The sequence below is a fragment of the Streptomyces sp. NPDC057616 genome (assembly GCF_042800575.1).
Taxonomy (GTDB): domain Bacteria; phylum Actinomycetota; class Actinomycetes; order Streptomycetales; family Streptomycetaceae; genus Streptomyces.
This window is the reverse complement of the sequence record NZ_JBHVGU010000029.1, coordinates 38,840-51,176: the sequence shown is the minus strand read 5'-3', so window position 1 is coordinate 51,176 and position 12,337 is coordinate 38,840. Positions and strand designations below refer to the sequence as shown.

Sequence of the window (12,337 nt, the reverse complement as noted above, 5' to 3'; positions counted from 1 at the left end):
CAGGTCCCCCAACCTAACCTCTGCGCCCGAGCGGGCCTGAACTAGCCTCCTGACATGACTGCTGACGTGTGGCTTCCCATTCCGCCGGACACCATCGAGGGGCTGCCCGAGGGGCCGGTCTACCGCTTCTGGGACGGCGCCGACGAGTTCCCCGCCGACCCGGCCGACTGCGCGTACTACGTCGTCCCCTACATGAAGCCCGGCGACGTGGGCGTGCGTCCCCTGCCCGAGTTGAGCGGCGTGCGGGTGGTGCAGACCCTGTCGGCCGGCATCGACAGCCTGGAGCCCGGCCTGAAGCATCTGCGGCCCGGCGTGCAGGTGTGCAACGCGCGCGGGGTGCACGAGGCGAGCACCGCCGAGCTCGCGCTCACGCTGATCCTCGCCTCGCTGCGCGGCGTCCCCGACTTCGTGCGCGCCCAGGACCGCGGGGAGTGGCGCGGCGGGTTCCGGCCGGCCCTCGCGGACAAGAACGTGCTCATCGTGGGCTACGGCTCGATCGGTTCCGCCATCGAGGACCGGCTCGTCCCGTTCGAGGTGGCGCGGGTGGCGCGCGTCGCGCGCTCCGCCCGCACGACGGCGCGCGGTCCGGTGCATCCGCTCACCGAACTGCCCGCCCTGCTCGCGGAGGCCGACGTCGTCGTCCTGATCACGCCGCTGAACGACACCACCCGGCACCTGGCCGGCGCCGACTTCCTCGCGCGCATGAAGGACGGCGCCCTGCTGGTGAACGTCTCCCGCGGCGCGGTCGTCGACACCAAGGCCCTGCTCGCGGAGGTGGAGACCGGGCGCATCATGGCGGCCCTCGACGTCACCGACCCCGAGCCCCTGCCCCGCGAGCACCCGCTGTGGCGCGCGCCCGGCGTCCTCATCAGCCCCCACGTCGGCGGCCCAACGTCCGCGTTCCTGCCCCGCGCCAAACGGCTCCTGGTGGACCAGTTGACCCGGTTCGTGAACCGGAAGCCGTTGCGCAACGTGATCCTTACGACAGGCACAACCAGCGCGTGACACCGCGGACTCCGCGCGGCTCGCGCGTGACCCGCGCGACCGGCGCAGCAGGCGCGTAGTCCGTTTCCGGCACCCTCCGCAATCTTCCGGACGCGGTCCGTGCTCGCATTCTCGCTGGTCGTCACGGAGCGTAGAGGAACTATGTCCCTGAGTGACGAGACTGGTGTATCGTCCGGAGCAGGGGCTGCGCCGCGCACCGTTCGGCGCCGGGGATGGACATTGCAGACTGTGAGGGGGGCGACGGGCGATGCACGGCCTATGGACGAGCGATCCGACGCGACGGGGCCGCCGGTGGCGACCCTGGCGTTCGGCCGCGCGCAGACGCGGCCACCGCGGCAGTCACGGCTGCCGGCACAGCCACCATCTCGAGCAGAACGACCGCCGCAGGCACGGACATCCAGCGCTCCGGGGCCCGTGGGACCCGGGAGCGGAGCGGACCGGGAGCACCCGGTGAGCCCGCCGCTGCCTGCCACGACCACCTTCGAGGGAGCGCTGCGCGCGCCGTCGCCAGGGCCGCTGCTGCCCCGTCCGCCGTCCCTCGGCGGCCGGCCCGGCCTGGTCCACCAACTCGTCCTGGCCCTGATCTGCGCGGGATACGCCGTCGGTTCCGCGCTCGACTGGGGTTCCGAAGAAGTCGCGCTGATCATGGGTGATTTCGGGCTGGCCGCCGCGGCGGCGACCGCCGCCGTGTCGCTCTTCCTGTACGCCCGCAGCCGCCGCATCCGCTTTCGACCCGCCTGGCTGCTGTTCGCCCTCTCCTCGGCGATGGCGGCCCTGGGCAACGCGGTCTGGGGGTGGTACGAGGTCGTCCTGGGGGAGCAGGTGCCCACCCCCAGCTACGCCGACCTGTTCTTCCTGTGCTTCGCGCCCCCCGCGATCGTGGGCCTCCTGGTGCTCGCCAAGCGCCCGGTGACGAAGGCGGGCTGGGTCTGCCTGGCGCTCGACGCCTGGCTGATCGGGGGCTCGCTGCTCACGCTGTCGTGGAGCCTCGCGCTCGCCCAGGCGGCCAAGTTCGACGGGCCGAGCGTGGCGCACACCGCGCTGTCGCTGGCGTACCCGCTGCTCGACATCGCGCTGGTCAGCATGGTGCTCGCACTGCACTTCCGGCGCTCGGCGGTCAACCGCACCGCGGTCAACACCGCCATCGGCGCACTGGCGCTCACGGTGATGTGCGACGCCCTGTTCACCTCGCCCCTGCTGCACAACAACTACCACTCGGGCCAGCTGCTCGACGCGGGCTGGTTCGCCGGCTCGCTGCTCCTCGCGTACGCCCCCTGGGCGGCGCCCCGGCCGGGGCAGCTGCCGGTGGAGGACGACGGGCACACGCGCGTGGTGCACGAGCACCTGCCGGGCCCGTACGGCGGCACCCACCAGCACCACGCGGCGGCGCAGCAGGGCGAGCCCGCGCGGTATCCGGCCGCCCGGCCCATCGCGGGCTCCCTGGCCGCGCTCACGCCCTATCTCGCCGCCGCCGTCTGCACGCTGGGGATCCTCTACAACGTCCTCAACGGCCGCAGCGTCGACCGCGTGGTGCTCCTGACCGGCGGCACGGTCGTGCTCGCCCTCGTGGTGCGCCAGGGCATCATGCTGCTCGACAACATCACCCTCACCCAGGAGCTGGCGCAGAAGGAGAACCACTTCCGCTCCCTGGTGCAGGGCTCCAGCGACGTCATCATGATCGCCGCGCCCAACGGCATCCTCAGGTACGTCTCCCCGGCCGCGGCAGGGGTCTACGGACGTCCGGCGGAGGAGCTGGTGGGTACGGAACTGGCCACTCTCATCCACCCGGAGGATCTGGGCCGCGTGGTGCACGAGGTGCGCCGCTTCCTCGCCGCCAGCCCGCTCGAGGAACCCACTACGCGCATCGAGTGCCGCTTCCGGTCCGGCGGCGGAAGCACCTCCCGCCGGGGCGGGGCCGAGGGCGGGGAAGGCTGGCTCAATGTCGAGTCGACCGTCAACCGCCACCACGGCGGCCTCATCTTCAACAGCCGGGACGTGACCGAACGGGTGCGCCTCCAGGCGCAGTTGCAGCACAACGCCGAGCACGACCCGCTCACCGACCTGCCCAACCGCGCCCTGTTCACCCAGCGCGTCCAGCAGGCCCTGTCCGGCCGCCGCTCCACCGACCGGGGCACGGCCGTGCTCTTCATCGACCTCGACGGCTTCAAGGGCGTCAACGACACGATCGGGCACCAGGCCGGGGACGAGCTGCTCGTCCAGGCCGCCCGCAGACTCCAGGACGCGGTCCGGAAGGGGGACACCGCCTCCCGGCTCGGCGGCGACGAGTTCGCGGCCCTGATCGTGGGGGAGGGCACCCGTGACCGGTCCGCGCGCGAGCGGCACATCCTGGAGCTCGCCGACCGGCTACGGCACACGCTGTCGCAGCCCTACGTCATCGACGGCAACGATGTCCGGGTGGCCGCCTCCATCGGGGTGGCCTTCGCCGAACCGAGCCTCGGCGCGGGCGAGTTGCTGCGCAACGCCGACCTGGCGATGTACCGCGCCAAGGCGGCCGGCAAGGGCCGTGTCGAGCTGTACGCCCCGCAGATGCAGCAGGACGTCGTCCGCAAGGCGGAGCTGGCCACGCGTCTGCGTGCCGCCCTGCACGACGGCGAGTTCGCGCTGCTGCACCAGCCCGTCGTCGGCCTGGAGGACGGCCGGATCGCGTCGGTCGAGGCCCAGGCGCGCTGGCGCTCCTCGCAGGGTGTGCTGTTCACCCCCGCCGAGTTCCTGCGCGTCGCCGAGGACAGCGACAGAACCGCCGAGCTGGGCCGCTGGATGCTGGAGGAGGCCGTGGAGCAGGCCGCCGAGCGCACCGCGACGGGCCTGGCCGTGCCGGTGGCGGTCCGGGTCAGCGCCCGGCGGCTGCTGGACCGGTCGATGCCGCTCGGCTCGATCGAGGCGCTGCTGACCCGGCACGGGCTGCCGTCCGGATCGCTGGTGATCGAGCTGACCGACGCCGACCCGCGGATCTCCCTGGACGAGCTGGAGCGGAGGCTGGGCACCCTGCGCAGGCTCGGCGTCCGGATCGCTCTGGACGGGTTCGGCAGCGGCCACGCCGCGATCACGGCGCTGCGCAGACTCCCCGTCGACGTGCTGAAGCTCGACCGCAGCCTGGTCGAGGGCGTCGTCGAGTCCGCGCGGCTGCACAAGATCACCAGTGGGCTGCTGCGGATCGCGACCGATCTGGGGCTCCAGTCGGTGGCCGACGGGGTGGACCTGCCCGAGCAGGTGGTCGCGTTGCGCGCGATGGGCTGCACGCACGGGCAGGGCATGGCATTCTCCGGTCCGCTGGACGAGTACCGGCTGCGCCGGGCGCTCGCTTCCGGCCACTATCCGGTGCCGCACGGCCCGATCGAGCCCGCGTTCGCGGGCGGCGGCGCGGGGGTGTACACCGGTGGTGTCGCCGCCGTCCTGGGAGGCGGAAGTGCCCTCCGCTCACATAATGAGACTCCCGTCCCACCCACTTGACACGTGGTGTGCGCCGGGGGGAGGGTCAGTGCCATGCGCACCCGAATTCTCGTACTTGGAAAGCGCGTCGGCTGAGCTGGTGATGTCCGGATCGACCCGGAACTCCCAGCGACCACACCCGGCGCGCTCCCCTCGCTTGCCTTATGGCACGAGGGGTTTTTTGTTGCACAGGTGACCCCCGTGCAGCGCCTGAACACCGCACAAACCTCGCAAAAACCCTCAGCATCGAGAAGAGAATGCCGATGACCGAGCAGGCCACCGGGGCCCACCATCCGCAGCCGCGGCCCCGTTCCGGAGGACAGCAGTCCGCACCCGAGCACGTCACGGGCGCGAAGTCCCTCATCCGTTCTCTCGAGGAGGTCGGGGCCGACACGGTATTCGGCATTCCCGGCGGTGCGATCCTTCCCGCGTACGACCCGATGATGGACTCGACCCGGGTGCGCCACGTCCTGGTCCGGCACGAGCAGGGCGCCGGTCACGCGGCCACGGGGTACGCGCAGGCCACCGGCAAGGTCGGCGTCTGCATGGCGACCTCCGGCCCCGGTGCCACCAACCTGGTGACGCCGATCGCGGACGCGCACATGGACTCGGTGGCGCTCGTGGCGATCACCGGCCAGGTCGCGTCCAAGGCGATCGGCACGGACGCCTTCCAGGAGGCGGACATCGTCGGCATCACGATGCCGATCACCAAGCACAACTTCCTGGTCACCAAGGCGGAGGACATCCCGCGCGTCATCGCGCAGGCCTTCCACATCGCCTCCACCGGCCGCCCTGGCCCGGTCCTGGTCGACATCGCGAAGGACGCGCTGCAGGCGCAGACGACCTTCTCCTGGCCGCCCGTGATGGACCTGCCCGGCTACCGCCCGGTGACCAAGCCGCACGCCAAGCAGATCCGCGAGGCCGCGAAGCTGATCACCTCCGCCAAGCGGCCCGTCCTCTACGTCGGCGGCGGTGTCATCAAGGCACACGCCACCGCCGAGCTCAAGGTTCTCGCCGAGCTCACAGGAGCGCCCGTCACCACCACCCTGATGGCGCTCGGCGCATTCCCCGACAGCCACCCGCTGCACGTCGGAATGCCGGGCATGCACGGTGCGGTCACCGCCGTCACCGCGCTGCAGAAGGCCGACCTGATCGTCGCCCTCGGAGCCCGTTTCGACGACCGCGTCACCGGCAAGCTGGACAGCTTCGCCCCTCACGCGAAGATCGTCCACGCCGACATCGACCCGGCCGAGATCGGCAAGAACCGCGCCGCGGACGTGCCGATCGTCGGGGACGCCCGCGAGGTGCTGGCCGACCTGATCCAGGCCGTCCAGAAGGAGCACAGCGAGGGCAACCAGGGTGACTACAGCGCCTGGTGGAAGGACCTGTCCCGGTGGCGTGACACCTACCCGCTCGGCTACGACCAGCCCGCGGACGGCTCGCTGTCCCCGCAGCAGGTCATCGAGCGCATCGGGCAACTCGCCCCGGAGGGCACGATCTTCGCGGCGGGCGTCGGCCAGCACCAGATGTGGGCCGCGCACTTCGTCCAGTACGAGAAGCCCTCGACGTGGCTGAACTCCGGCGGCGCCGGGACGATGGGCTACGCGGTCCCGGCCGCGATGGGGGCCAAGGCCGGAGCGCCGGACCAGGCGGTCTGGGCGATCGACGGCGACGGCTGCTTCCAGATGACCAATCAGGAACTCACCACCTGCGCCCTGAACAACATCCCGATCAAGGTCGCCATCATCAACAACGGCGCCCTCGGGATGGTCCGCCAGTGGCAGACCCTCTTCTACAACCAGCGCTACTCCAACACCGTGCTGCACTCCGGTCCGGACGCGGACGGCAAGCAGCCGAGCGCCGGCACGCGCGTGCCGGACTTCGTGAAGCTGTCGGAGGCGATGGGCTGCCACGCGATCCGCTGCGAGTCCCCGGACGAGCTCGACAAGGTCATCGAGGAGGCGAACTCCATCAACGACCGCCCGGTCGTCGTCGACTTCATCGTCCACGAGGACGCGATGGTCTGGCCGATGGTCGCCGCCGGCACCTCGAACGACACGATCATGGCCGCCCGGGACGTCCGCCCCGACTTCGGCGACAACGAAGACGACTGAGCGAGAGAGACGTAAAAAGACCATGTCCAAGCACACGCTCTCCGTCCTGGTGGAGAACACCCCGGGCATCCTGGCCCGGATCGCCGCCCTGTTCTCCCGCCGCGGCTTCAACATCGACTCGCTCGCGGTCGGCGTCACCGAGCACCCCGACATCTCCCGCATCACCATCGTCGTGGGCGTCGAGGACCTGCCGCTCGAGCAGGTGACCAAGCAGCTCAACAAGCTCGTCAACGTGCTGAAGATCGTCGAGCTGGAGCCCTCGCAGGCCGTTCAGCGCGAACTCGTCCTGGTGAAGGTGCGCGCCGACAACGAGACGCGCTCCCAGATCGTCGAGATCGTCCAGCTGTTCCGCGCCAAGACCGTCGACGTCTCCCCGGAGGCCGTGACGATCGAGGCCACCGGCAGCAGCGAGAAGCTGTCCGCCATGCTCAAGATGCTGGAGCCGTACGGCATCAAGGAGCTCGTCCAGTCCGGCACGATCGCCATCGGGCGCGGCGCCCGTTCGATCACGGACCGCTCGCTGCGGGCCCTCGACCGGTCGGCATAGCGGCGATTCGGGCGGCCGGGTGACTCCGGCCGCCCGTATACCGAGACCCGGAAACTTCCCTTCCGCCCGCCGTCATACGGTGGGACGCAACACCTGCACACAAGGAGAGAACCCAAAGTGGCCGAGCTGTTCTACGACGCCGACGCCGACCTGTCCATCATCCAGGGCCGCAAGGTCGCGGTCATCGGTTACGGCAGCCAGGGCCACGCCCACGCGCTGTCGCTCCGTGACTCGGGTGTCGACGTGCGTGTCGGTCTGCACGAGGGCTCCAAGTCCAAGGCCAAGGCCGAGGAGCAGGGCCTGCGCGTGGTGACCCCGTCCGAGGCCGCCGCCGAGGCCGACGTCATCATGATCCTGGTCCCGGACCCGATCCAGGCCCAGGTCTACGAGGAGTCCATCGCCCCGAACCTGAAGGACGGCGACGCGCTGTTCTTCGGTCACGGCCTGAACATCCGCTTCGACTTCATCAAGCCCCCGGCGGGCGTGGACGTCTGCATGGTCGCCCCGAAGGGCCCGGGCCACCTGGTGCGCCGCCAGTACGAGGAGGGCCGCGGCGTTCCGTGCATCGTGGCCGTCGAGCAGGACGCCTCCGGCAACGGCTTCGCGCTGGCGCTGTCGTACGCCAAGGGCATCGGCGGCACCCGTGCCGGCGTCATCAAGACGACCTTCACGGAGGAGACCGAGACCGACCTCTTCGGCGAGCAGGCCGTGCTGTGCGGCGGTACGGCCGCGCTGGTGAAGGCGGGCTTCGAGACGCTGACCGAGGCCGGTTACCAGCCGGAGATCGCGTACTTCGAGTGCCTGCACGAGCTGAAGCTGATCGTGGACCTCATGTACGAGGGCGGCCTGGAGAAGATGCGCTGGTCCATCTCCGAGACCGCCGAGTGGGGCGACTACGTCACCGGCCCGCGCATCATCACCGACGCCACCAAGGCCGAGATGAAGCAGGTCCTCGCCGAGATCCAGGACGGCACCTTCGCCCGTGAGTGGATGGCCGAGTACCACGGCGGTCTGAAGAAGTACAACGAGTACAAGCAGGCCGACGCCGAGTCCCTGCTGGAGACCACCGGCAAGCAGCTGCGCAAGCTGATGAGCTGGGTGAACGAGGAGGCGTAAGCCTCCGACGGACGGGGCCGGAGCGGACTGCTCCGGCCCCTTTGTCCAGCCCGTCGAATCACGGACGGGTGATCCTTCCGCGGAGGCGCAGGACGACCACCGCCGCGCCACTACACTGCCGTACTACATACGCGTCAGGCCCACAGCGTCGTGCGTCTTCCACGCGGCCACCAACCCTCCACCGCCTGCGGCCGTCGGGACGGCCGTCCGCAATGGACTTGTGAGGACTCACGTGAGCTCGAAACCCGTCGTACTCATCGCCGAAGAGCTGTCGCCCGCCACCGTGGACGCGCTCGGCCCCGACTTCGAGATCCGGCACTGCAACGGAGCGGACCGAGCCGAGCTGCTCCCCGCCATCGCCGACGTCGACGCCATCCTGATCCGCTCGGCCACCAAGGTCGACGCCGAGGCGATCGCCGCCGCCCGCAAGCTCAAGGTCGTCGCACGAGCCGGCGTCGGCCTGGACAACGTCGACGTCTCCGCCGCCACCAAGGCCGGCGTGATGGTCGTCAACGCGCCGACCTCCAACATCGTGACCGCCGCCGAGCTCGCCTGCGGTCTCCTCATCGCCACCGCCCGTCACATCCCGCAGGCCAACGCCGCGCTGAAGAACGGCGAGTGGAAGCGCAGCAAGTACACGGGCGTGGAGCTCGCCGAGAAGACCCTCGGTGTCGTGGGTCTGGGCCGCATCGGCGCGCTCGTCGCCCAGCGCATGTCCGCCTTCGGCATGAAGGTCGTCGCCTACGACCCCTACATCCAGCCCGCGCGCGCCGCGCAGATGGGCGTGAAGGTGCTGTCGCTGGACGAGCTCCTCGAGGTCTCCGACTTCATCACCGTCCACCTGCCCAAGACCCCCGAGACCCTCGGCCTGATCGGCGAGGAGGCGCTGCGCAAGGTCAAGCCGAGCGTGCGCATCGTCAACGCCGCGCGCGGCGGGATCGTCGACGAGGAGGCGCTGTACTCGGCGCTCAAGGAGGGCCGCGTCGCGGGCGCCGGCCTGGACGTGTACGCCAAGGAGCCGTGCACGGACTCGCCGCTGTTCGAGTTCGACCAGGTTGTCTCCACCCCGCACCTCGGCGCCTCGACGGACGAGGCGCAGGAGAAGGCCGGTATCGCGGTGGCCCGCTCGGTGCGCCTCGCCCTCGCCGGTGAGCTCGTGCCGGACGCGGTGAACGTCCAGGGCGGCGTCATCGCCGAGGACGTCAAGCCGGGCCTGCCGCTCGCCGAGCGCCTCGGCCGCATCTTCACCGCGCTCGCGGGCGAGGTCGCGGCCCGTCTCGACGTCGAGGTGTACGGCGAGATCACCCAGCACGACGTGAAGGTGCTGGAGCTGTCCGCCCTCAAGGGCGTCTTCGAGGACGTCGTCGACGAGACGGTGTCCTACGTCAACGCCCCGCTGTTCGCGCAGGAGCGCGGCGTCGAGGTGCGGCTGACCACCAGCTCCGAGGCCACCGACCACCGCAACGTCGTCACGGTGCGCGGCACGCTCACCGACGGCGAGGAGGTGTCGGTCTCCGGCACGCTGGCCGGCCCCAAGCACCTCCAGAAGATCGTGGCCGTCGGCGACTACGACGTCGACCTCGCGCTCGCCGACCACATGGTGGTGCTGCGGTACGAGGACCGTCCCGGTGTCGTCGGCACCGTGGGCCGCGTCTTCGGTGAGGCGGGCATCAACATCGCCGGCATGCAGGTCGCCCGTGCGGCGGCGGGCGGCGAGGCGCTGGCCGTTCTGACCGTCGACGACACGGTTGCCTCCGGCGTGCTGGCCGAGGTCGCCGAGGAGATCGGGGCGACGTTCGCGCGGTCCGTGAACCTGGTCTGACACGACGAGGCGAACGCGCCGGACGGGCTGAGGAAACCTCAGCCCGTCCGGCGTTTTCGTATGCCCTGCCCGCTACTTGTCGGCCACGTGGATCCCCCGCAGCGCCCGTGCCGCCGACAGCGCCGCCCCTGCCAGGAGAACGGCTCCGGCGATCGCCGCGCCCTGCATGCCGTTGGTGAAGGCCTCGCGGGCCGCGGTGGCCAGGGCGTCTCCCGCGCGCCCCGGGAGGTGGCCGGCGACGGCGAGCGCGCCGCCCAGGGTCTCGCGGGCCGCGTCCGGGGCCGCGGCCGGAATGTCGTGGCGGTAGATCGCCGTGCCGATCGAGCCGAGGACCGCCATGCCCAGCGCCCCGCCGAACTCCGCCCCGGTCTCCATCAGGGAGGCCGCCGAGCCGGCCCGCTCGACGGGGGCGCTGCTCAGGGCGAGGTCGGTGATCTGGGAGATGACCATGACGATGCCGGAGGCGAGGACGCCGCACGCGGCCAGGACCAGCCACAGGCCGTCGGTGTCCGCGAGGGCCAGCATCGCGTAGCCGGCGGCGGCGATCGCGAAGCCCGCGGTGACGACGTAGGCGCGGTTGACGCCCTTCTGGACCAGCGCGGTCGCCATCGGGGCGGCCATGCCGATCGGCACCGAGGGCAGCAGCGCCCACAGGGCCGCCTCCATCGCGCTCTTGTCGAGCACCGACTGCAGGTACTGGGTGGTGAAGAAGGCGGAGCCCAGCATGCCGAACGAGGCGACGAGGTTCAGGACCACCGAGGGGGCGAAGCCGCGGCGGCGGAACAGCGCCGGGTCGATCATCGGTGAGGCCGTGGTGCGCTGGCGGTGGACGAAGAGGGCGGCGAAGAGCAGGCCGACGGTGATCGAGACGACGTACTGGGCGTGCCAGCCCTCGGACGGGATCTCCTTGAGGCCGTAGACGACGGGCAGCACGGCGGCCATGGACAGCGGGACGCTCGGCCGGTCGAAGCGGCCCGGGTTCGGGTCCTTGGACTCGGGGAGCAGGAGCGGGCCCAGGACCAGCAGCAGCGCCATCGCGGGCAGGTTGACCAGGAAGACCGAGCCCCACCAGAAGTACTGGACGAGGACGCCGCTCATCACCGAGCCGAGCGCGATGCCGGCCGTCATCACGCCGGACCACAGGCCGATCGCCTTCGCGCGCTGGCCGGGGTCGGTGAACATCGTGCGGACCAGCGCCATGGTCGACGGCATCAGGGTCGCGCCACCGACGCCGAGCACCGCGCGGGCGGCTATCAGGGTCTCGGCGCTGTTCGCGTAGGCCGCGACCAGGGAGGCGGTGCCGAAGGCGGCGGCGCCCACGAGGAGCAGTGTGCGGCGTCCGATGCGGTCGCCGAGCGAGCCCATCGTCATCAGCAGGCCGGCCAGCACGAAGGCGTAGATGTCGAAGATCCACAGCTGCTGGGTGCCGCTGGGTTCCAGGTCCGCGCTGATCGCCGGGATGGCGAAGTACAGGACCGAGACGTCCATCGAGACCAGCAGCAGCGGGAGCATCAGCACGCCCAGTGCGGTCCATTCGCGGCGCCCGGCGAGCCTGGCCGGGGCGGTGGTGGTGCTCGTCGAGTTCGTCATGCCAGAGACTGTACGAGCGTCTTAAACGCTTGTCTAGAACGATTGTATAGGTCATTCGTATAGGACGGCTGTATGGATCGGCGGTAGGGTGACCGCATGGGACACCGTGAGGATCTGCTCGAGGGCGCCAAGCGCTGCCTGCTTCAGAAGGGGTTCCTGCGTACGACCGCGCGGGACATCGTCAAGGAGTCGGGGACGAACCTGGCCTCCATCGGCTACCACTACGGGTCGAAGGACGCGCTGCTGGTGCAGGCCTACGTCTCGCTGATCGAGGGGCTCGGCGACAGCTTCGACCCGGGGTGGGGCGGCGCGGAGGGCGCGGCGACGGCGCCGCCGGGATCGCTGGAGCGCTTCCAGGAGGTGTGGGCGAACATCATCCGCTCGGTCCCGGAGTCGCGGGGCATCTGGCTGCTGAGCTTCGAACTCGTCCTGCAGGGCGACCGGTTGCCCGAGGTGCGCAAGCTGCTGGCCGCCGCGCAGGAGGAGGGCCGCTCGGGCATCGTGCCGATGTTCAACGGCGTGCCCGAGGAGGAGCTGGACAAGGAGACCGTCGACACGGAGGGCCGCTTCTACCAGACCCTGCTCAACGGGCTGATGGTCCAGTGGCTCTTCGACCCCGGCACGGCGACCGACGCGGCGCAGCTCACGGAGGGGCTGCGCCGCGTGATCGAGGGCGCCGCGAACGGCTGACGG

At 70.7% G+C, this 12,337-nt stretch carries 8 protein-coding genes; 7 read left to right on the top strand and 1 reads right to left on the bottom strand.

The features are described 5' to 3' along the window. Positions 1–54: 54 nt before the first annotated feature. The 6 genes from ACFU97_RS31415 to serA all read left to right on the top strand — a co-directional run bounded on the left by ACFU97_RS31415 (position 55) and on the right by serA (position 10,054). Positions 55–1,005, top strand: coding sequence for a 2-hydroxyacid dehydrogenase (locus ACFU97_RS31415; protein ID WP_384263448.1), 951 nt, complete (start codon positions 55–57; stop codon positions 1,003–1,005). A 450-nt stretch (positions 1,006–1,455) separates the two neighbouring features. Further along, a complete protein-coding gene (locus tag ACFU97_RS31410; protein WP_384263446.1) occupies positions 1,456–4,476 on the top strand; it encodes a putative bifunctional diguanylate cyclase/phosphodiesterase in 3,021 nt (1,006 codons plus the stop codon). A gap of 236 nt (positions 4,477–4,712) precedes the next feature. Beyond that, positions 4,713–6,569: an acetolactate synthase large subunit gene (locus ACFU97_RS31405; RefSeq protein WP_384263443.1), complete on the top strand. Its 1,857-nt coding sequence runs from the start codon at positions 4,713–4,715 to the stop codon at positions 6,567–6,569. 22 nt (positions 6,570–6,591) lie between these two features. Then, on the top strand, positions 6,592–7,116 hold the full coding sequence (gene ilvN, locus ACFU97_RS31400; protein WP_030942875.1) for an acetolactate synthase small subunit: 525 nt from the start codon (positions 6,592–6,594) through the stop codon (positions 7,114–7,116). A gap of 117 nt (positions 7,117–7,233) precedes the next feature. Next, entirely contained in the window at positions 7,234–8,232 is a 999-nt protein-coding gene (gene ilvC / locus ACFU97_RS31395) for a ketol-acid reductoisomerase (RefSeq protein WP_384263440.1), read from the top strand. Positions 8,233–8,464: 232 nt separating this feature from the next. Continuing rightward, positions 8,465–10,054, top strand: a complete 1,590-nt coding sequence (gene serA, locus ACFU97_RS31390) for a phosphoglycerate dehydrogenase (RefSeq protein ID WP_384263438.1) — start codon at positions 8,465–8,467, stop codon at positions 10,052–10,054. A 72-nt stretch (positions 10,055–10,126) separates the two neighbouring features. Here serA and ACFU97_RS31385 read toward each other — a convergent pair whose 3' ends face one another. Further along, on the bottom strand, positions 10,127–11,644 hold the full coding sequence (locus ACFU97_RS31385; protein WP_384263435.1) for an MFS transporter: 1,518 nt from the start codon (positions 11,642–11,644) through the stop codon (positions 10,127–10,129). A gap of 96 nt (positions 11,645–11,740) precedes the next feature. Between ACFU97_RS31385 and ACFU97_RS31380 the strand changes: the two genes are divergently transcribed. Then, complete coding sequence (locus tag ACFU97_RS31380; protein ID WP_384263433.1) at positions 11,741–12,334, top strand: TetR/AcrR family transcriptional regulator; 594 nt, start codon at positions 11,741–11,743, stop codon at positions 12,332–12,334. Positions 12,335–12,337 lie beyond the last annotated feature (3 nt).